Source organism: Agrobacterium salinitolerans (genome assembly GCF_002008225.1).
Taxonomy (GTDB): domain Bacteria; phylum Pseudomonadota; class Alphaproteobacteria; order Rhizobiales; family Rhizobiaceae; genus Agrobacterium; species Agrobacterium salinitolerans.
Map to the genome: position 1 here is coordinate 255,169 of NZ_MRDH01000002.1, position 21,056 is coordinate 276,224.

The 21,056-nt window shown below is 59.4% G+C and carries 18 protein-coding genes; 12 read left to right on the forward strand and 6 right to left on the reverse strand.

Annotated features, from left to right (window positions below; all coding sequences use genetic code 11):
* Window positions 1-29: 29 nt before the first annotated feature.
* The 4 genes from BS627_RS01440 (at window position 30) to bacA (ending at window position 4,843) form a co-directional block, all read left to right on the forward strand.
* Window positions 30-1,091 (forward strand): LLM class flavin-dependent oxidoreductase, encoded by a 1,062-nt coding sequence (locus BS627_RS01440; protein WP_077981519.1) that lies wholly within the window; start codon window positions 30-32, stop codon window positions 1,089-1,091.
* A gap of 54 nt (window positions 1,092-1,145) precedes the next feature.
* Entirely contained in the window at window positions 1,146-1,898 is a 753-nt protein-coding gene (map, locus tag BS627_RS01445) for a type I methionyl aminopeptidase (RefSeq protein ID WP_077981520.1), read from the forward strand.
* Between the two features lie 297 nt (window positions 1,899-2,195).
* Window positions 2,196-3,386 carry an MFS transporter gene (locus tag BS627_RS01450; protein ID WP_077981521.1) on the forward strand — a complete coding sequence of 397 codons (1,191 nt, stop codon included), beginning with the start codon at window positions 2,196-2,198 and terminating at the stop codon, window positions 3,384-3,386.
* A 182-nt stretch (window positions 3,387-3,568) separates the two neighbouring features.
* Window positions 3,569-4,843 carry a bacteroid development protein BacA gene (gene bacA / locus BS627_RS01455; RefSeq protein WP_077981522.1) on the forward strand — a complete coding sequence of 425 codons (1,275 nt, stop codon included), beginning with the start codon at window positions 3,569-3,571 and terminating at the stop codon, window positions 4,841-4,843.
* A gap of 50 nt (window positions 4,844-4,893) precedes the next feature.
* On the opposite strand, the gene BS627_RS01460 is transcribed toward bacA, so the two are convergent.
* Window positions 4,894-5,877: a polysaccharide deacetylase family protein gene (locus BS627_RS01460; RefSeq protein WP_077981523.1), complete on the reverse strand. Its 984-nt coding sequence runs from the start codon at window positions 5,875-5,877 to the stop codon at window positions 4,894-4,896.
* Between the two features lie 149 nt (window positions 5,878-6,026).
* Here BS627_RS01460 and BS627_RS01465 point away from each other — a divergent pair, with 149 nt between their 5' ends.
* The 4 genes from BS627_RS01465 (at window position 6,027) to BS627_RS01480 (ending at window position 9,812) form a co-directional block, all read left to right on the forward strand.
* Window positions 6,027-6,611: an NnrU family protein gene (locus tag BS627_RS01465; protein WP_077981524.1), complete on the forward strand. Its 585-nt coding sequence runs from the start codon at window positions 6,027-6,029 to the stop codon at window positions 6,609-6,611.
* 154 nt (window positions 6,612-6,765) lie between these two features.
* Window positions 6,766-7,437 carry a tetratricopeptide repeat protein gene (locus tag BS627_RS01470; protein WP_077981525.1) on the forward strand — a complete coding sequence of 224 codons (672 nt, stop codon included), beginning with the start codon at window positions 6,766-6,768 and terminating at the stop codon, window positions 7,435-7,437.
* A 132-nt stretch (window positions 7,438-7,569) separates the two neighbouring features.
* Window positions 7,570-9,000: a ribosome biogenesis GTPase Der gene (gene der, locus BS627_RS01475; RefSeq protein WP_077981526.1), complete on the forward strand. Its 1,431-nt coding sequence runs from the start codon at window positions 7,570-7,572 to the stop codon at window positions 8,998-9,000.
* 203 nt (window positions 9,001-9,203) lie between these two features.
* Window positions 9,204-9,812 (forward strand): DUF2026 family protein, encoded by a 609-nt coding sequence (locus BS627_RS01480; protein ID WP_077981527.1) that lies wholly within the window; start codon window positions 9,204-9,206, stop codon window positions 9,810-9,812.
* A 181-nt stretch (window positions 9,813-9,993) separates the two neighbouring features.
* On the opposite strand, the gene BS627_RS01485 is transcribed toward BS627_RS01480, so the two are convergent.
* A complete protein-coding gene (locus tag BS627_RS01485) occupies window positions 9,994-11,043 on the reverse strand; it encodes a bifunctional monoglucosyl/glucuronosyl diacylglycerol synthase (protein ID WP_077981528.1) in 1,050 nt (349 codons plus the stop codon).
* A gap of 258 nt (window positions 11,044-11,301) precedes the next feature.
* The gene (locus BS627_RS01490; RefSeq protein ID WP_165691098.1) at window positions 11,302-12,222 is read right to left on the reverse strand and encodes a sugar kinase; all 921 of its coding nucleotides are present in this window, start codon (window positions 12,220-12,222) and stop codon (window positions 11,302-11,304) included.
* A 156-nt stretch (window positions 12,223-12,378) separates the two neighbouring features.
* Here BS627_RS01490 and bglA point away from each other — a divergent pair, with 156 nt between their 5' ends.
* From bglA to BS627_RS01505, 3 genes are all read left to right on the forward strand, one after another.
* Window positions 12,379-14,043 carry a beta-galactosidase BglA gene (bglA, locus tag BS627_RS01495; RefSeq protein WP_077981530.1) on the forward strand — a complete coding sequence of 555 codons (1,665 nt, stop codon included), beginning with the start codon at window positions 12,379-12,381 and terminating at the stop codon, window positions 14,041-14,043.
* Window positions 14,040-14,498 (forward strand): aminoglycoside 6'-N-acetyltransferase, encoded by a 459-nt coding sequence (aac(6'), locus tag BS627_RS01500; RefSeq protein WP_077981531.1) that lies wholly within the window; start codon window positions 14,040-14,042, stop codon window positions 14,496-14,498. Before bglA ends, aac(6') begins: the two co-directional genes overlap by 4 nt.
* A 305-nt stretch (window positions 14,499-14,803) precedes the next feature.
* Window positions 14,804-15,355, forward strand: coding sequence for a hypothetical protein (locus tag BS627_RS01505; protein ID WP_077981532.1), 552 nt, complete (start codon window positions 14,804-14,806; stop codon window positions 15,353-15,355).
* Between the two features lie 65 nt (window positions 15,356-15,420).
* Here the strand turns inward: BS627_RS01505 and ade are convergent, their stop codons facing one another.
* Window positions 15,421-17,115, reverse strand: coding sequence for an adenine deaminase (ade, locus tag BS627_RS01510; protein WP_077981533.1), 1,695 nt, complete (start codon window positions 17,113-17,115; stop codon window positions 15,421-15,423).
* Window positions 17,116-17,386: 271 nt separating this feature from the next.
* On the opposite strand from ade, the gene BS627_RS01515 reads away from it, so the two are divergent.
* A complete protein-coding gene (locus BS627_RS01515; RefSeq protein ID WP_077981534.1) occupies window positions 17,387-18,334 on the forward strand; it encodes a cyclic di-GMP phosphodiesterase in 948 nt (315 codons plus the stop codon).
* On the opposite strand, the gene BS627_RS01520 is transcribed toward BS627_RS01515, so the two are convergent.
* Window positions 18,331-18,843 carry a GNAT family N-acetyltransferase gene (locus BS627_RS01520; protein WP_165691099.1) on the reverse strand — a complete coding sequence of 171 codons (513 nt, stop codon included), beginning with the start codon at window positions 18,841-18,843 and terminating at the stop codon, window positions 18,331-18,333. The genes BS627_RS01515 and BS627_RS01520 overlap by 4 nt on opposite strands.
* On the reverse strand, window positions 18,840-21,029 hold the full coding sequence (locus BS627_RS01525; RefSeq protein WP_077981535.1) for an anthranilate synthase: 2,190 nt from the start codon (window positions 21,027-21,029) through the stop codon (window positions 18,840-18,842). Before BS627_RS01525 ends, BS627_RS01520 begins: the two co-directional genes overlap by 4 nt.
* Window positions 21,030-21,056 lie beyond the last annotated feature (27 nt).

Consider the following 21,056-nt stretch of genomic DNA (forward strand, 5'->3'; position numbering starts at 1 on the left):
TCTGAGGCAAGCAAACAGAGGTATCGTTTATGGAACTCGGTCTTTACACATTCGCGGATGTCAATCCCAACCCCGCCGATGGCCGCGGGCCGGAGGGAGCACGCCGGCTGCGGGAACTCATCGAAGAGATCGAGCTTGCCGATCAGGTCGGGCTCGATGTTTTTGGCCTGGGTGAGCATCATCGTCCGGATTATGTCGTTTCCTCTCCCTCCACCGTGCTGGCGGCGGCGGCGGTAAAGACGAAGAATATTCGCCTGACGAGCGCCGTTTCGGTGCTGAGTTCAGATGACCCCGTTCGCGTGTTCCAGCAGTTCTCGACCGTCGATCTCCTCTCGAACGGCCGTGCCGAGATCATGGCCGGGCGCGGTTCTTTCATCGAATCCTACCCGCTGTTCGGTTACGATCTCGAAGATTACGACGTGCTCTTCGCCGAAAAGCTCGATCTGCTGCTGGCGCTGCGCGAACAGGAAATCGTCACCTGGTCCGGCACCAAACATCCGGCCATCAATGGTCGCGGTGTTTATCCGCGTCCGTTGCAGGAGCGTGTGCCGGTCTGGATCGCGGTTGGCGGCACGCCGCAATCGGTGGCGCGGGCGGGCGCCATGGGCCTGCCGGTGGCGCTTGCCATTATCGGCGGTGAATATCGCCGTTTCGCACCGCTGTTCGATCTTTACCACGAGGCCGCGCGCCGGGCGGGCCAGGAAAAGACCAAGCTGCGCACCAGCATCAATGTGCACGGCTTCATTGCCGACACCACCGACAAGGCGGCGGACCAATTTTACGGACCGCAGGCGGAGGTGATGAACCGCATCGGCCGCGAACGCGGCTGGGGGCCGACGAACCGCGCGCATTTCGATGCGGCACGCGGGCCGGAGGGCAATCTCTTCCTCGGTGAGCCGGAGCTGGTGGCGGAAAAGATCATCAAGGCGCATGGCGTGTTCAGGAATGATCGCTTTCTGTTGCAGATGGCCATCGGCCTGATGCCGCATGACCAGATCATGCGCGGCATTGAGCTTTATGGTACGAAAGTCGCCCCACTCGTCAGAAAAGAATTGACGGGGAGCGCCGATCCGGTGAAAGCCACGGCCTAATGATTACCAAGGTGGGCGTTTCGAGACCCGCCATACACAATAACGGACAGAGACATGGTCATTTCCACCGAAGAAGAACTTGATCTGCTGAAGGATATCGGCCGCTTGTGCGCCGTTGCCATGCAGACAATGGCGGACGCGCTGGAACCGGGCATCACCACGGCCGAGCTGGACGCCATCGGCCGTAAGGTGCTGGAAGATAACGGTGCGCAATCGGCGCCGGAATTCTGCTACAAGTTTCCCGGCGCGACCTGCATCAGCGTCAACGAGGAAGTGGCCCATGGCATTCCCGGCCCGCGCATCATCAAGGCGGGGGATCTCGTCAATATCGATGTCTCGGCGGTGAAGAACGGCTTTTTCGGCGATACAGGTTCGTCCTTCGCCGTGCCGCCTGTCAAAAAGGAAATCGAGCGGCTTTGCCGCGATGGCAAGCGCGCCATGTGGACAGGCCTGCAGCAGGTGAAAACCGGTCGGCCCTTCGCCGATATCGGCAATGCCATCGGTGCCTTTGCCAAAAAGAACCGCTACACGCTGATCACCAATCTCGCCAGCCACGGCATTGGCCGTTCCCTGCATGAGGAGCCGAAGGAACTGGCGACCTGGCCGGACAAGGACGAGCGCCGCATCATGCAGGAAGGCATGGTGTTCACCGTTGAGCCGTTTCTTTCGACGGGGGCCTATTGGGCCGAGGACGGCGACGATGATCCATGGACGCTCTATAGTGACCCGAGCGCGCCGACGGTCCAATATGAGCATACCGTGGTGGCGACGAAAAACGGGCCGCTGGTGCTGACGCTTGCGGAGTGACGGCTACATCTGCCTCCGTCACCCTCACTTTTAAGGTCGGAGCGAGCGCGTGCCGCTTGTTTCTTCTCCCCGAGGGGGAGAAGTCCGCGGCAGCGGGATGAGGGGGCGCCCTCGCCGGATTTCGGAGAGCTTGCCCCCTCATCCGACCCTTCGGGCCACCTTCTCCCCCTCGGGGAGAAGAATACACGGCACCCTCGGAACGCATCGCCGCTCACCGCGTGACCGATAACGACCGCTTATAACGCCGATCAAAATAACTCGCTTGTCCGCCATCTGCCCGGTTGCGATAAGCCATGCATGAGCATCGACAAGCCACTTTCCGTCAGACATCTGACTGCACTCGGATTTTCCGGGGCGCTGATGATGGCCTCCGCCATGGGTTTCGGCCGTTTTTCCTTCACGCCCATCCTGCCTGGCATGATGGCCGACGTTCCGCTTTCGGCGGGGGATGCGGGTATCGTGGCGGCCGGGAATTTCGCCGGTTATCTGGCCGGGGCGGTTCTGGCGGCCTATTCGTGGGGATCGGGGCGGGAACGGCTGGTGGCGCTTTGCGGCCTGTTTTCCACCGGGGCATTGTTGCTTGCCATGGCGGCTTTCAATTCCGTCGCGGCCTTCACCGTCATCCGGTTTCTGGCCGGCGTCGCCAGTGCGATGACCATGATCTTCACCTCGCAGATCGTTATCGGCCATGCCGTCAAGGCGGGCAGGGACAGCGTTCAGGCGCTGCATTATGGCGGTGTCGGGGCCGGTATCGCGATCTCCTCGCTTGCGGTCTATCTGATTGGCGTCGTTTTTGACGGCGGCGGCTCCTCGTGGAGAGAGGAATGGATTGCCGGCGCGGTCTTTTCCTTTCTCACCTTTCTCCTTGTCTTTCGCGTGCTTCCCGCTGGCCCGCCGCGGCATGCATCTTCGGCGGCGGAACCGCCGCTTGTCTGGACAAGGCCCCTGTTTCTGACGACGCTCGCTTATGGGCTTTTCGGCTTCGGTTACGTCATCACCGCCACTTTTATCGTGGCGATTGCCCGGATGGCCGCTGCCGGTGCTTTCGTGGAGTTTCTGGCTTGGTTCATCACCGGCTGCGCAGCTGCCATTTCGCTGTTCCTGTGGAAACCGGTGTTGAAATCGCAGGGGCTAAAGCGCGCTTTCGTTATCGTGCTGGCGTTGGAAGCTGTCGGTGTCTTCGCTTCGGTGATGCTGCCGCCGGTGCCGGGCGTTCTCGCCGGCGGCCTGCTTCTCGGGCTGACCTTCATGGTCATCACCGCTTATGGCCTGCAACTCGGCCGGGAATTTGCAGGCCCGAGCCCACGTCGCGCCTTTGCGCTGATGACGGCCGCTTTCGGCACGGGCCAGATCGTCGGGCCGCTTGCCGCCGGCTGGATTGCCGAGGTGACGGGAAGTTTTACCGCGCCCAGCATTCTCGCTTCCGCCGTGCTCGTTGTCAGCATTCTGCTGATGTTGCCGGTGCTCGCCACGGAGCGGCAGCGCTAGGCCGCTGACCGTCTCTTCCACCTTTCATTCGCTGTTTCCGGGGGGCGTCGCCCGCCGTCTGCGCCTTACATCTTGTTAAGGTCAGTGCTTCTTCATTGCTGTGCACAAATTTCTGCCCTAGGTTCGGGCCATCTAGTGCTTCGCCAATAATGGCTGATTTCAAACGCGCGTGAGTTCGAAACGTGTTTCATTGCTTCTTTCCCAAACCGAAATTGTTCTTCACGTCGGCCTTCGTCTGGGCGATGGCCATGATCGGCGTGTGGTACGCCGGCGGCCGCAATTGGGGTGCCATAATTGGTCTGCCGCCTCTGCCTGCCGGACAAGAGCCGGTCATCGGCGTTTCGGTTTTCTGGTCCACCCCGTTCTTGTGGTTCTATATTTATTATGCCGTTGCCGCGCTGATCTTTTCCGCGTTCTGGTTCTGGTATCATCCGCATCGCTGGCAGAACTGGTCGGTTCTTGGATCGGCGCTGATCATCTTCGCGACCTATTTTTCCGTGCAGGTGAGTGTTGCAGTGAATGCCTGGTATGGGCCGTTTTATGACCTTATCCAGCAGGCTCTGGCGCGGACGGCGCCTGTGACGGCCGAACAACTCTACATGGGGTCGCTCGGTTTTGCGGGTATCGCCTTCGTCGCCATCTTCGTCGGTGTGCTCAATCTGTTTTTCGTCAGCCACTATATCTTCCGCTGGCGCACGGCGATGAACGAATTTTATATGTCGAACTGGGATCGGCTTCGCCACATCGAGGGCGCCTCGCAGCGTGTGCAGGAAGACACCATGCGTTTCTCTTCCACCGTCGAAGGACTGGGTGTGGGGTTTGTGCGGGCGATCATGACGCTGATCGCGTTCCTGCCGGTGCTGTTCACATTCTCGGAAACGATTACGGACCTGCCGCTTTTCGGAGCCGTGCCCCATGCTCTCGTGTGGGCCGCCATCGTCTGGTCAGTGTTCGGCACGGTTTTTCTCGCGCTCGTGGGTATCAAGCTGCCCGGGCTGGAGTTCCGCAATCAGCGCGTGGAGGCTGCCTATCGTAAGGAGCTGGTCTATGGCGAAGACCATGAAGAGCGCGCGGATCCTCTGACGATCGGCGAGTTGTTTGCCAATGTGCGGAAGAATTATTTCCGCCTCTATTTCCACTATCTGTACTTCAACGTCGCCCGCATTTTTTATCTGCAGGCGGACAACATCTTTGGCACGCTGGTTCTCATCCCGTCGATCGTCGCCGGCAAGGTCACGCTCGGACTTATGAACCAGGTCCTGAATGTTTTCGAACAGGTGCGCGGCTCGTTCCAGTATCTCGTGAACTCTTGGACGACCATTGTCGAACTCCTGTCGATCTACAAACGTCTGAAAGCCTTCGAAGCGGCGATCGAGGGGCAGGAGCTTCCCGAAATTGACCAGCGATATCTACTGCGAGAAGCCAAAGGCGGCGAGTTGAATGCCAACCGCCCCTGAGCAAACAAGAAGGCGGCCAATTAGCCGCCTTTTTCATAAGTTCAGAGATTTTAACCCTCGGTCTTCTGCTTCCTGCGCGCCTCGATCATCGGCATCGCCTCGGCATAACTCACACAGGCCACATCCTGTTTCCGGCAGACTTCGCGCAGCAGCCGCTCATAGGCGTTCCAATAGGCGCCGCCATTCATCTTCACGAAATGAAAGCCCATCTGTAGCGGAATGCGCTCGCCATTATATTGCCTGTCGAATGCGTTGCGGAAGGCCGTATAGGCGCGCTCCTCGAATTCCTTCGAACGATCCGGCGTCTCGACGCCGATGGAGTGGCGGATGAAGAGATTGTAGTCCATGGCGATGATCGGGCGGTTGCCCGGACCTTCGGGAATGAGCGGCAGGCCGAAATGCTCTATGCCGTCGCGCTCCACCGGCCATTCCGGCCCCTTGGTGATGCTGGTGGCGTCATAAACGAAACCGTGCTTTTTCTGGGCGGCAGTCAGCGCCGGACCCTGCGACAGATAAGGCGCACGGAAACCGTTGATGTTTTTGACCATCTCGCGCCAGCCCTCGGGCTCCTCGCCCTTCTTGCCGATCATCTGCCAGGCATTTTCCAGCGTACTGGTGAAGGTGGTGAATTCGCCGTCCCATTGTTCCGCGGTCCACTGGCCGCCATCGAAATGGCCGCAGGTGTGGTTGCCAATCTCGTGACCCTCGCGATAGGCGGCCCAGATGTTTCTGAGCCTTGTCTCCACCTCTTCCGGTGACTGGCCGAAACCGACGTTGGAACGGCCGGCCTTCTGGCCAGGTCCCTGATAGGTCTTGGCGCTGGTCTTCCTGTCCATGACAAGCGTGCAGGCGAGGAAATAGGTGAAATGAGCGCCGACCTGCTTGCTCGTCGCCCGGCTTCTTTCCCACAGCATATTGTCGCCCGCGCCGTCGAAGGAGACGATCACGAGCTGCTTCGGCTTCTCAGCCTCTTGCGCAAAAGCGGGAAGGGCGGTGAGAAGCGACAGGGAAAAAGCGGCAAAGGGGCGAAACATCAGTCATCCGTCATATGAAACACCGTGGCCTTTTGCGGGTGGAATAAGGCGAAGCTTTGAAGTGGCTGGCGTTTTCATGGCTTTCGGCCTAATTCCTGTTATCAACCGCGGTGATAGGGCCGCTTCGTTCCACCGGGGGACCGTATTCCATGCTTTTTCTCGCACTCTGTCTTGCCTTGTTCCTGCTGACGCATCTTTTGAAGGTGGTCGCGCCGCAATTTCGCGCCCGCATGATCGCGACGATGGGCGAAGGGCCTTTCAAGGGCGTCTATTCCGTTGTCAGCCTCGTCACGCTCGGACTCGTCATCTATGCCTTCGGTGAAGCACGGCAGGAGACCGGCATGTTGTGGTATCCGCCGGTCTGGATGAGCCATATCGCCGTCACCCTGATGCTGCTCGCGATGATCTGTCTTGTCGCCAGCTTCATCCCGGCTGGCCATATCGCAACGAAGACGAAACATCCGCTCATCCTCTCGGTCAAAATCTGGGCGCTGGCGCATCTTCTGGCCAATGGCGAGACATCCTCGATCCTGCTCTTCGCATCGTTCCTCGCCTGGGGCGTGGTGATGCGGATTTCGCTGAAGCGTCGCGAACGCGCTGGTGAAAAAGTGGTCCGTGACTTCGTTTCAAGCCGCTATGATCTTATCGCCATTGTCGGCGGCATCGTTCTGTGGGGCGCTTTCATCCTGAAACTGCACGAATGGTTGATCGGCGTTCAGCCCATTGCGATGTAGGAAATCGACGTTTCCCCCTTACATATCAGGCAAAATAGGCTAGAAGGCCGACCAAGACCCGGTCGGCCGCTTTTTGCTGATCCGGGTAAGCGGCTTGGTATGTCCGCGGACGGATGGATCGGCAACGATCTCCACGCGGGTAACGGAGAATTTGATGGCAAACGAAAATGATACCTTTATCCGCGAAGTGAACGAGCAGATCCGTTCCGAGCAGCTGTCGCGCTTCTGGGGCCGTTACGGTATCGTGGTCGTGGGTGCGGCCGTTCTGGTGGTTCTCGGTGCCGCCGGTGCCGGTATCTACGAATACTGGAACACCAGCCGCGCTTCCAATTCGGGCGATCAGTTCCTCGTGGCGCTGAAACTCGCTTCGGAAAACAAGACGGATGATGCGCTGAAGGCCCTTGCCGATCTGGAAACCTCCGGTCACGGCAATTATCCGGTTCTGGCGAAGTTCCGCTCGGCCACGCTGCTTTCGCAGAAGGGCGACGCGGCCGGCGCCATCGCCGCCTTCACCGCCATCGGCAACGACACCTCCGCACCGCAGGTCTTCCGCGATACCGCCAAGGTGCGCGCGGCCTGGCTGCTGGTGGATAACGGCACCTATGATCAGGTCGCGGCGCTGGCGGAGCCGCTCAGCGGCGAAGGCCAGACCATGAAGGCTTCCGCCCGCGAGGCTTTGGGTCTCGCCGCCTACAAGGCCGGCGATTTCGCCAAGGCCAAACAATGGTTCGAGCAGATCGTGAGCGACGCGCAGGCGCCGCGCAACGTGACGAACCGGGCGCAGATCATGCTCGACAATATCACCGCTTCAGGCAAGGCTGCTTAAGGTCGCTTCGCCACGCGAGATCGCGCCGGCATTCTCCGCATTGCCAAAGCGATCCAACTCATTATTTTACGCATGTCCTTTGCCCAAAACAGGTAGTGTTTTGGGCAGACGTGCTTTAAGGAACCAGGATCAATGAGCTTCACCGTCGCCATAGTCGGGCGCCCCAATGTCGGCAAGTCCACGCTTTTCAACCGTCTGGTTGGAAAGAAGCTGGCGCTGGTGGACGATACGCCGGGCGTGACCCGTGATCGTCGCCCCGGCGAGGCGAAGCTGGTCGACCTGCGTTTCACCATCATCGATACCGCCGGTCTGGAGCAATCCGGTCCGGAAACGCTTCAGGGCCGCATGTGGGCGCAGACCGAAGCGGCGATTGACGATGCCGATGTGACGCTGTTCGTTGTGGACGCCAAGGCGGGCCTGACGCCGGCCGACGAGACGCTGGCCGAAATGCTGCGCCGTCGCGGCAAGCCGGTGGTACTGGTGGCCAACAAGTCCGAAGCGCGCGGTTCCGATGCCGGTTTCTACGACGCCTTCACGCTCGGCCTCGGTGACCCTTGCCCGATCTCGGCCGAACACGGTCAGGGCATGATCGACCTGCGCGACGCCATTGTTGAGGCAATCGGCGAGGACGTCGCTTTCCCGCCGGAAGTGGATGAGGCGGAGACGGATATCGTTCTTCCGCGCAGCGAACCGGGCAGCGAGGACGAAGAAGACGAAGAGCCGGTTTATGACGAGACCAAGCCGCTGCGCGTCGCCATCATTGGCCGGCCGAATGCGGGCAAGTCGACGCTGATCAACCGTTTCCTCGGCGAAGACCGGCTGCTGACCGGCCCGGAAGCCGGCATTACCCGCGACAGCATCTCGGTCGAATGGGACTGGCGCGGCCGCACCATCAAGATGTTCGATACGGCCGGCATGCGCCGCAAGGCCAAGGTGACGGAAAAGCTGGAAAAGCTTTCGGTCGCGGATTCGCTGCGTTCCATCCGCTTTGCGGAAACCGTCGTCATCGTGTTCGACAGCACCATCCCCTTCGAAAAGCAGGATCTGCAGCTGGTTGACCTCGTCATCCGTGAAGGCCGCGCCGCCGTGCTCGCCTTCAACAAGTGGGATCTGGTCGAAGACCCGCAGGCCTATCTGGCCGATCTGCGCGAAAAGACCGAGCGGCTTCTGCCGCAGGCGCGCGGCATTCGCGCCGTGCCGATTTCCGGCCAGACGGGTTATGGCCTCGACCGGTTGATGCAGAACATCATCGATACCGACAAGGTCTGGAACCGCCGCATTTCCACGGCCCGTCTCAACCGCTGGCTGGATGCGCAAACCACGCAGCATCCGCCGCCGGCCGTCTCCGGCCGCCGCCTGAAGCTGAAATATATGACCCAGGTCAAGGCCCGCCCGCCGGCCTTCATGATTTCCTGCACCCGACCGGAATCTATTCCGGAAAGCTATACGCGTTATCTGGTCAACGGTCTGCGCAAGGATTTCGACATGCCGGGTGTGCCGATCCGTGTGCATTATCGTGGTTCGGACAATCCGTTCGAGAGCAAGGCGAAGAAGCGGCGTTGATTTTGACGTGAAGGGTCGCGACGGTTTCTTCTCCCCGCCGGGGAGAAGGTGGCCCGAAGGGTCGGATGAGGGAGCTCGCTCTCCGAATATCTATACTCTCGCCCCCTCATCCCGCTGCCGCGGACTTCTCCCCGGCGGGGAGAAGAAACAAGCGGCATTCGCTCGTTCCAATTTCACTGTCCGGCTTTGAAGAGTAAAAGACCATGTTGATCAAGCAGACCGACTATTTCAGGATTTACCGCGTCATCAACAGCCTGCTCATCAGCCAGAATGCCGATCCTGCCTCGGCCTCCATGTATTTCAGCACCTTCGGCGCCTTCATTCTGCAGCAGCACTACAAGGTGAAGGCGGTGCCGAAGGGCGGGCTTGCCGCCTATAATCTTGGCGGAACGGTTCTCCTGTTCGCAGACCATCGCGATGACGGTTATGTGACGGGTGCGGGCGAGAATTTCCATTGCTGGGTCGAGGCCGACGGCTGGGCGATCGATTTCATGGCGCCGGCCTTTTCCAAAGGTGCCGATGCACTTGCGGTGCCGGCAAAGATGTTCCAGCGGCCGCTGTCGGCCATGGCGGCGTCCATCAATGATCTCGGCCAATCCGGCGATTTCTTCTACCGTTCCGAGCCGGAAGCGTCGGCCAGACGTTTTGCCGACTGGCACAAACAGGCAATGATCGGCGATATGGCGAGCGTTGCCGCCAACTGGTTCCGCAAATCCCCCAAGCAGATGGCGGCATCGCTTTCGGTGACCGACAGCGACGGCAAGGCGCGGACCGTGCCGCTGACGGGCCAGTCTCTCACTGGTAACTGGTGAGGTTGTTTGATGCTGGGTTCGATCTGATAAAAGGACGGCCAGCGTAATCTCGCGGCAGCCGCCTGACGTCAATCAGCAGCCCGACCCCGTTCTAAAGATAACGGCAGTCGCGTCCTGATCGCCTTGTGACACTCCCGTACCGTTTCGTCCACTCATTCCCGCACAAATCTCGGGGATTGCCTCATGCAAGCCGCGAGCGCGACAGAAGCGGCAGTGATTTTCCGGCGGCATGGATGACATTGTCGAGGAATTGTCGCGAGGCCTTTTCCCAGCTGTAGCTTTTGGAAAGGGCAAGCGCTGCCTGTGGTGAGCAGTGAAGCGCCGCCAGACAGGCATCGCGCAGATTAGTGTCCAGCGCACCGGCGGCGGGGTTTCCGCCAAGAATGTCGATCGGTCCGGTCACGGGGAAGGCGGCAACTGGAACGCCGCTGGCCAGCGCTTCGAGAATGGTGTTGCCGAAGGTGTCGGTTTTCGAGGGAAAAACGAAGACATCGGCCTGCGCATAGGCATCGGCCAGCTCCTCACCGGTCTTGATGCCGGTGAACAGAACATCAGGGTATTTTTCCTGCAATTCATGGCGGGCGGGACCGTCGCCAACGACGATCTTCGATCCCGGCAGATCGAGTTCCAGGAATTCCGGCAGGTTCTTTTCCACCGCCACACGTCCCACCGTCATGAAGATCGGTCTCGGCAGATCGAAAGGCAGCTTGGTTTTCGGGCGGGGATGGAAAAGTTCGGCATCGATGCCGCGGCTCCAGCGTTTCAGATTGCGCACGCCGCGGGCTTCCAGTTCGGTCTCAAGGCTCGGCGTGGCCACCATGCAGGTGTTGCCGCCATTGTGGAACCAGCGCACGAAGGCGTAGAGCCAACTTTCCGGGACCGGGAAACGGGCGGCTACATATTCGGGAAAGCGGGTGTGGTAGCTGGTGGAAAAACGCATACGGTTCTTCACGCACCAGCGCCGGGCCATGAAGCCCAGCGGCCCTTCCGTGGCAATATGCACAAAGGAGGGCTGGCTTTTTTCGATCTCCGCCGCCACACGACGATAACCGGCGACCGACAGGCGGATTTCCGGATAGGTGGGGCAGGGGATGCTGTAAAAACTCTGTGGCGTGACCATGTGCACATCGACGCCGAGCCGCGCGAGTTCGGTATTGGTGTTTTCAATGGAGCGAACCACGCCGTTGACCTGCGGGTGCCAGGCATCTGTGACAATCGTGATTCTCGTCATGAAACACTGATCCTGCTCATCTGCGCGCGGGCGAATCCCCATTGCCCGGCTTCTGCCCGTATATGCGGCGTGCGTGTTACAGGATCATGTCAGGGTGTATGGCGGTGGGGAATCGTGGTTGCGCTCAAAATTTTGCTGTTGTCGGCGGCGCTGCCTTCTGTCCTTATCCCTGTTCCTCGGACTTGTTCCGGGGAACAGGAATGAGGGAACCCGAGGTGGCTGCATGCGAAAATCCACGTTCGCGCAGTGTGGCGAGCCCTATCCCACCAGTGGAAGCAACTCGGGGCTGATCAGCGCGCCATGGTGGCCTATAACGGTTGCCGCAGCCCTTGCCGCGAAGGTGGCGGCCTCTTCGGGAGAACTGCCGGTCACGTAACGGGCGAGGAAGGCGCCGTTGAAGCTGTCGCCGGCGCTTGTCGTATCCACCACGTCCACGGCTTTCACCGCCGGGGCGTGAGTGCGACTGCCGCCGAAATCGAGCGTCGCGCCCTTGGCGCCGTCCTTCACGACGATGTTTTCAACGCCAAGTGAACGGTAGCGGTCGATGGTCGCTTCCACGGACACATCGCCGAAATGGCTGGCCTCGTCATCGAAGCTCGGCATGACAAGCGTTGCGGCGCGCGCACCGTTGGAGATGGTTTCGAGCATCGTATCCCTGTCCGCCCACAGGCGCGGGCGAATGTTGGGATCGAAGACCACCAGCTTGCCCGCCGCCTTGGCGCGGCGCAGTTCGGCGAGGAACGTATCGACATCATGGGCGGAGGCGAGAACGGCGAGCGTGATACCGGAGAAATAGACCACATCGGCACTCTCGACCGTTTTGCGCAGGTGGTCCGCGTCAGTGGCAAGCTGCCTTGCGGCGGCGGCATTGCGCCAGTAGCTGAAGGTGCGTTCGCCATCCTTCAGGTTGATGAGATAGAGGCCGGGCGTTCCACCCTTGATGCGGCGGATTTTTTCCGTGCCGATGCCGGCATCCGCGATGAAGGTGAGCATGTCTTCAGAGAGAGGATCGTCGCCGAGCGCGGTAAAATAATCGACGGACCAGTCTTGCGGCAGGCAAGCCCGGGCATACCAGGCGGTATTGAACGTATCGCCGGCAAAACCCTTGCGCAGCAGCCCGTTGCCGGCCTGCGACAGTTCCACCATGCATTCGCCAATCGACAGAAACCGTCCGCCCACGCCGTCATCCTCCCGTTTTTTCCAGCCATGCGGCTTACGACGAGTGCGCGCCGCTGACAAGGGCGGTTGTCGCCGTTTGTGCATGTGCGAAGTTCCGGTTTACGCGGGCGCAACGGCTTTATATTCTCCCGGCGTGACACCCTCAGGAGATCGCCGATGACACTGCCCCATGCCCCGGTCCACAAATCTCAAGCACAATCGGACTGGTGGAAGGGAGCGGTGATCTATCAGGTCTATCCGCGCTCGTTTCAGGATACGACCGGCGACGGCTATGGCGATCTTGCCGGAGTGACGAAACGTCTGCCCTATATCGCCTCGCTCGGCGTCGATGGCATCTGGCTCTCGCCCTTCTTCACCTCGCCCATGGCCGATATGGGCTATGACGTTTCCGATTATTGCAATGTCGATCCGATGTTCGGCACGCTTGCCGATTTCGACGCGCTGATGGTCGAGGCGCGCCGGCTGGGGCTGAAGGTCATCATCGATCAGGTCATCTCGCACACGTCGGACCAGCATCCCTGGTTCGTGGACAGCCGAGCGAGCCGCACCAACTGCAAGGCCGACTGGTATGTCTGGGCCAATCCCAAGCCGGATGGCACGGCCCCCACCAACTGGCTTTCCGTCTTCGGCGGCCCGGCATGGGAGTGGGACGGCGTGCGCAAGCAATATTACATGCACAGCTTCCTCGCGTCGCAGCCGGATCTCAATTTCCATAATCCGGATGTGCAGGATGCGCTTCTCGAAACCGTGCGTTTCTGGCTGGATCGCGGCGTTGACGGTTTCCGGCTCGATACCGTCAACCATTATTTCCATGACAGGCTTTTGCGCGACAACCCGCCGCTTTTCGACGAGGAAAGTTTCGGTCTCGATGCTTCCGACGTCAATCCCTATGGCATGCAGGACCATCTGTACGACAAGACGCGGCCGGAAAACGTGGCCTTCCTCAAGCGTTTTCGCGCGCTGCTCGACGACTATGAGGGCCGCGCCACGGTGGGTGAGGTGGGAGACGGGGCGCGGTCGCTGAAGACGGTGGCGGCCTATACGTCCGGCAATGACAAGCTCAACATGTGCTACACTTTCGACCTGCTGGGGCCGGATTTCAGCGCGAAGCATCTGCGCGCCTCGGTCGAGACCTTCGGCAAGGTGGTGACGGATGGCTGGGTGTGCTGGGCCTTTTCCAACCATGATGTGGTGCGCCACCTCAGCCGTTTTTCCGAAAGTGCGGAGGAGCAGGTGCGGGTGGCGAAGCTTGCCATCTGCGTTCTCGCCAGCCTGCGCGGTTCCATATGTCTTTATCAGGGCGAGGAGCTGGGTCTGACCGAGGCGGAACTTGCTTTCGAGGATCTGCGCGATCCCTACGGCATCCGCTTCTGGCCCGCCTTTAAGGGGCGGGACGGATGTCGCACGCCGATGGTGTGGGAGACAGGAAAGCCGAATGCCGGTTTTTCCAGCGCTGAAAAGCCGTGGCTGCCGGTGCCCTATGTTCATGCCATGCAGGCTGTGGATGCGCAGGAGCGCAAGCCGGACTCGGTTCTGAACCATTACCGCGCGGTTTTGTCCTTCCGCAAAGGTCACGGCGCACTGCGCGATGGCGATATGCACTTTATCAAGACCAATCTCGACGTGCTGGCCTTCACGCGCCAGAAGGGCGATGAAAAACTGCTGTTCGTTTTCAACCTCACCCGTGAGGCGGTGGAATTCCCGATGCCGAAGACCATGCGGGTCACCGATATACTGCCGATGCCGGGTTTCGCACCGTTATTCGATGCGGGGATCGTGACGCTCGAGGGGCTGGATGTATTTTGCGGGGTCGTTGCATGAGCGGGCAATTTGCCATCGAGGCGGCTGGCGAAGCATCGCTCGATGAGTGGTCGCTTCTGCGGCACCGCTTGTGGCCGGATGCTTCACCCACCGAACACCGGGCGGAGTTGCAGGACGTCTCCGACAATGAAGTTGGATTTATTGCCTATGATCCGGCGGGCATGGCCATCGGTTTTGCCGAAGCCAGCCTGCGGCATGATTATGTCAACGGATGCGACACCTCACCCGTGGCGTTTCTCGAAGGCGTTTATGTGGAGGAGGCCTTTCGCAAACAGGGCGTTGCGGCTGCTTTGATTGCCGAAGTAACCCGTTGGGCGACCAGCAAGGGTGTGAGCGAACTTGCTTCCGATGCCGACATTTCCAATGTCGATTCACACCGCATGCATGCGGCGCTGGGATTTGAGGAAACGCAGCGGGTGGTTTATTTTCGCAAGTCCCTGCCTTTGGGTTCATAGCCTCCCTGCGCTCTTCGGCCAGCGGAAGATGTCAGTCTTCGCGGCCGCCTTTCGTTGATCAAATGCGGCGCCATGATCGCGTTTTGGATGGTGAATAGTAATATTTAAGTATTGATTAATTTATGATGGGTTAAATTCGAATTAATTAAATATTAAAACACAAATATATTCGTATTAATGAAAATTTTTCAGTAATTTTTTCACATTTACTTCGCTGTTGGCGAGCCTTAGGTAATCTTCCAGTATTAATTATTGAAACCTACAGATTTTTCGGTCTCCGCCCATAAGGTGAAGCAGGGATTGTCATGTCCGTTTCAATCAAGAATTTCAATCAGCCCAATACCGCGAATTCCACCTCGTCGCGCGCCAAAGCTAAGGCCGCGCCTCCATCCATCCGAGAGGTCTTCCTTTCCGGACAATCGGCAGCCCGCGCATCAACACCGAAACCAGCCCCCAAAACCTCGTCAGCCGACTATATCGCATCGCCCGACTTCATGCGGAATCTGAGGGCCAAGCTTTCCCTGGCGGGGGACGATCCGGCGCAATATCTGCGCGCCCGGTCGATGATGAGTGCTCTCGAGCGTGGGGCCTTGCAGGTTTCGAACCCCACTCAGGGCAAAACGATCAATGCGTGGGATCCGAACCAGAAAAACGCCAAGCCGACGACAGCCACTGACATTGCCAAGACCAACTGGGTGGATTTTCTCAATACGCAGCTGAAGCGCAGCGAAGACGGCGCGCTTTCCAGAGATGGAAGCGGCAGCTATGTCGACAATGCGACAGGAAAACACGCCTATTTTGGCAGGGTCGCGGGCAAATATTATTACGTCACCTGGCCTTCGGAGACGAACGCATGAGGCCGCTCTCGCGGCCTCGAAACGCGGATTGAGCGCTTTCCGCTGCTCCGGTCGGCAAGCCTCCGTCAGATCAGCGTAAACCTGTCCACATCCACCATGCCCATATCGGAAATCTTCAGATGCGGGATGACGGGCAGCGGCAGGAAGGCGACCTGCAGGAAAGGTTCTTCCAGTGTCGTGCCGAGCGCATAGGCTGCTTTTCTGAGCGTGTGCAGCGTATCTCGAACGGTCTCGTAGGGTTCTAGGCTCATCAACCCGGCGACGGGCAAAGCGATCTCGCCCGTCACCCGGCCGTCTTCCACCACCACGAAGCCGCCCTTGATTTCGCCGAGCCGGTTGGCGGCCAGCGCCATGTCGTCTTCGCTGACGCCGACAACGCAGATATTGTGGCTGTCATGGCCGACGGTGGAGGCGATGGCGCCCTTTTTCAGGCCGAAGCCCTGAACGAAGCCATTGGCGTGATTGCCGTTCTTGCCGTGGCGTTCGATGACGGCGACCTTGATGATGTCGTTTTCAAGATCGACGGTGGTCTGGTTGCCGTCCGTTGGCAGCTTGTAGCGGCGGTGTTCGGTAATGATCTTGCCGGGAAGCACGCCCATGACGGGGCTTTCGCCCTCTGTGACCGGCACGCCGAAATGCGAGGCGAGCACGGGCCTTGCCTTGACGCTGTCAAGGCCGACGGGTGCGACCGGTTTGCGGGTGGCAAACAGCGCGTCATCGACGATCCTGCCGCCGGAAAGCACAATGCTGGCCTTGCAGTTCTGCAGGCTGTCGATGACCACGAGATCGGCGCGCCACCCCGGTGCGACAAGGCCGCGGTCGCGCAGGCCAAAGGCTTTCGCGGCGGAAATCGAGGCGGCGCGGTAGATGGCGAGCGGTTCCACCCCGCTGGCGATCGCCGTGCGGATCATATAGTCGAGATGGCCCTGTTCGGCGATATCGAGCGGGTTGCGGTCATCTGTGCAGAGCGCCAGATAGGGCGAGAGGCGCTCGGTGATGATCGGCATCAGGGCGTGCAGGTCCTTCGAGACCGAGCCTTCGCGCACCAGAATATGCATGCCCTTGCGGATTTTCTCCAACGCCTCAGCCGCGCTCGTGCATTCATGTTCAGTGCGGATGCCGGCGGCAAGATAGCCGTTCAGCGCCGTGCCGGAGAGAAGCGGCGCATGCCCATCGATATGCTGGCCCTGAAAGGCCTCCAGCTTTGCCATGCACACCGGGTCCTTGTGGATGACGCCCGGAAAATTCATGAATTCGGCAAGCCCGATGACCTTCGGATGATTTCGGAACGGTAGCAGTTTTTCGATGGGCAGATCGGCGCCAGCGGTTTCAAGGTGGGTGGCGGGCACGCAGGAGGAGAGCTGCACCCGGATGTCCATGATGGTTTCCATGGCGCTGTCGAGGAAGAACTGAAGCCCATCAACGCCCAGAACATTGGCAATCTCATGCGGGTCGCAAATGGCGGTGGTAACGCCATAGGGTAAAACGCAGCGGTCGAATTCATGCGGTGTAACGAGCGACGATTCGATATGGAGATGCGTATCGATGAAGCCGGGAACGACGATTTTGCCGGAAATATCGATTTCCCGCCGACCCTTGTAGTCTCCACATGTGCCAACGACAGTATCGCCGCAAATGGCAATGTCCGAAGCAACAAGTTCCCCGGTCACCAGGTCGAAGAATCGCCCGCCTTTGAGAACCATATCTGCCGGTTCGCGGCCCGTACCCTGATCGATGCGCGTTTCAAGTTTCGAATTCATGCGGCTCTTCTTCGACTTCTGGTTTGCGTCATATGCGAGAATTTTCAGTATTTACATTCTTGGGTTGTTTCTTGGTGTGTTCGTATTGATTCGTCGTATTTTAAATATATCCTGAGTAAATAATTTTCATATTTGTGCTATGTTATGTTTAGTGTTGCATACTTGAATATTTTAACGGGCTTATATTTGTGCATCTGGAGGCTGGTTTATGTCGGCCTTTATCAATAGCGGGCCACGTTAACATTCCCGGGAAGGAAAATAAAAGCGTCTGATGTTGAAGCGAATTTCCACCCGGCAATTAACTGTTGGCATGTTTATCGAGGCGGTCGAGGGAACGGCGTCGAACCGGCAGATTATGCAACGACATCGCTTTCTCCTGCGGCATGAGGATGGGGTGCGCCAGCTGAAAGCGAGCGGCGCGGAAAGCATCGTCATCAATACCGCCAGGGGAAACGATGTCGAAGCAAGGTCGGGTGTTGGCGGACCGGCGACAATGAAAACGGACAGTTCCCCAGAGACCACCGCTGTGATCAGCCATGCCGTGCGTTTGGCAGCCGATGCGGTTGCGGAAACCTTTGCGGTTGCGGAAACCGGTGGCGGTGTCTCGTTGACAAGCATGGCGACGGCAGCGGGTAGGATTTCCGACGCCGTGCAGTCGAACCCGGCGATTTTCATCGGGGTCACCCGATTGAAATCCAAAGACGAAACGACGTTTGTGCACTCCGTCTCCGTCAGCGGGCTGATGATCCTTTTCGGAAATTATCTCGGGCTCGACAGGGCAACTGTCAATCTGCTCGGTATCAGCGGGTTGCTACATGATATCGGCAAGGTGGAAATTCCTTCATCGATCCTCAACAAGGCGGAAGGGTTGAGCGCCAGCGAGCGGCAAATCATCAATCTCCACCCCGCATTCGGCCGAGATATATTGTCGCGCAACGCGCAGATGCCGGAGATGCTGCTCGATGTCTGTTTCAATCATCATGAGCGGATGGATGGCGGCGGTTATCCGAGCGGCCGTGCGGGCAGCCAGATCAGCCTCTATGCGCGTATCGCGGCGATTTGCGACGTCTATGACGCCATCACCTCGGTCAGGCCCTACAAGAAGCCGTGGACTGCGAATGATGCGTTAACTTGGATGCTGCGGCGGGAAGGGCATTTCGACATTCAGCTGCTGAAGAAATTCGCGCTGTGCATTTCCGCCTCGCTGCCGAGGGGTTAGTTGCCGAAGATGATCGCCATATTGAGGCTGTCGATGTAACGACCGTCGATCAGAACGGCATCGCGGGCCCGGCCTTCATGCACAAAGCCGATCTTTTCATAAAGTGCAATGGCTCTCGCGTTGTCCGCATGCACGCTCAGTTCGACACGATGCAGCCCGAATTCGCGGGCGGCATCGAGCGTCCGCCGCATCAGTCGTCCACCCAGTCCCTTGTCCCGATAGGCAGGCAGGATACCCATGCCGAGCGTGCCGCAATGGGCGCGGGTCGCTCTGTCCTGGCGGCGGATATCGCACCAGCCAATCACTTTGCCATCCGCAATCGCCACGAATTGCGGATGGTCGTTTTCGATCATGTCGAGAACGAAGGTGCGCACCGCTTCGAGCGGTGGCGCCTCCAGGAAGCTCAGATATTTCCGCTCGCGCGATACCGCATCGAGAGCACGGTGAAAGCTTTCAACGTGCTCTGCCCGGATGGGTTCGATGCTGATGGCGTCGGCAGCCGGCATCATGCAGCCTTGGTCTTCGCCTTGCGGGTCAGATGCACCACAACGTTTTCGATCATGCGCATGCCGGCGTCCTGGCCGAGCGTCATGATCGATTCCGGGTGGAACTGAACGGCGGCCACCGGCTCCTTGGCGTGTTCGATGCCCATGATCGTGCCATCCTCGCTTTCCGCGGTGATGATGAAATCACGCGGCAGGGTGGCGGGATCGGCGAAGATCGAATGGTAACGACCGACCGTCACTTCCTTGCCGAGACCGGAGAAGACGAGGCCGGGTTCCAGCACGCGGATACGCGAGGGCTTGCCGTGCATCGGCACTGCCAGCTGGCGCAGCTCGCCGCCATAGGCTTCCGCCAGTGCCTGAAGACCCAGGCAGACGCCGAAGATCGGCAGGTCACGGGCGCGGGCGGCCTTGATCGTCGCCTTGCAGTCGAAATCCGTCGGGCTGCCCGGTCCGGGAGAGAGCACGACGAGATCGGGCTGGAAGCGATCGAACACGTCGGCTGCGACCGGTGATCTGACGGTCGAGACCGTGGCACCCGTCTGGCGGAAATAATTCGCCAGCGTATGCACGAAACTGTCTTCGTGGTCGACGAGCAGGATCTTCACACCGGTGCCCACCTTGGCGGCGTCGCGCTTGATGGCGGCGAAGTTGGCGCCTTTTGCATCGCGAATGGCCGATATCATGGCCGACGCCTTCAGTTCGGTTTCGGCTTCTTCTTCCTGCGGATTGGAATCGTTGAGCAGCGTAGCGCCGGCGCGCACCTCGGCGATGCCGTCCTTGATGCGGATGGTGCGCAGCGTGAGCCCCGTATTCATGTCGCCGTTGAAGCCGACCATGCCGATTGCGCCGCCATACCAGGCGCGCGGGCTCTTTTCATGGACTTCGATGAAGCGCATGGCCCAGAGTTTCGGCGCACCGGTGACGGTGACGGCCCAGGCGTGGCTGAGGAAGCCGTCAAAGGCGTCCATATCGTCACGCAGGCGGCCTTCAATGTGGTCCACCGTGTGGATGAGGCGCGAATACATCTCGATCTGGCGGCGGCCGATGACCTTCACCGAGCCCGGCTCGCAGACGCGGCTCTTGTCGTTACGGTCAACATCCGAGCACATGGTGAGTTCGGATTCGTCCTTCTTCGAATTGAGCAGCTTCAGGATCTGCTCGCTGTCGGCAATCGGGTCGTCACCGCGCTTGATGGTGCCTGATATCGGGCAGGTCTCGATGCGGCGACCGGAGACGCGCACAAACATTTCCGGCGAAGCGCCGACCAGATATTCCTGATGGCCGAGATTGATGAAGAAGGAATAGGGCGAGGGGTTGATCGCCTTCAGACGACGCGAAATCGCCGACGGATTGCTTTCGCAGCGCTCCATGAACTTCTGTCCGGGCACGACCTCGAACAGGTCGCCGCGGCGGAAGCTTTCCTTGGCCTTCACGACCAGTTCGGAATATTCGCCCGGACGGTGATCGCCCTTGGGCGGGATGGTATCGGTGGTCTTGAACGGATCGGGTGTGATGTCGGAGGACTTGCCGTCCGTCGTCACGCCGCCCTTTTTGAAATCGTAGCGGTCGATCCAGGCCTTGGCGGAATAGTGGTCAACGACGAGGATTTCGTCCGGCAGAAACAGCACCATGTCGCGCTGATCTTCCGGCCGCGCCAGCGACAGCTTGATCGCGTCGAACTGGAAGGCGAGATCGTAACCGAAGGCACCGAACAGGCCGATGGCCGAATCCGCATTCGAATAAAAGAGGTCGACGATGGCGCGCAGTGCGGTGAAGACGGTCGGGATTTTCGAGCGTTCTTCTTCGGTGAAAACGCGGTCCGGTTCGTTGACGGTGAGATCAAGGCGGCGGGTCGAGGCGGCGCCGAGGGTAAGGTCGGGCGTTGTCTTCAGCTTTTCCGTGATGAAATCGAGCAGCACTTCGCCGCGGCCATTATAGGCTTCGATCCACATCTTGCGGCCGAAACAGGAAATGCCGAGCGGCGGATCGATAATGGCTGTATCCCAGCGGGTGTAACGGCCTGGATATTCATAGTTGGACGAAAAAACCGCGCCGCGATGGGAATCGAGCTTTTCGATATAATTATCGATGGCGCTGGCGTAATCGGCGGGCCGACGCTTTCGGCTGACCTTAATGCCGCCTTTCGTCTCGTAGGTTTCCGCTCCGTCATCCTGAATGATCGTTACCATTTCTCTCGCACTCATTTTGTCGCATGT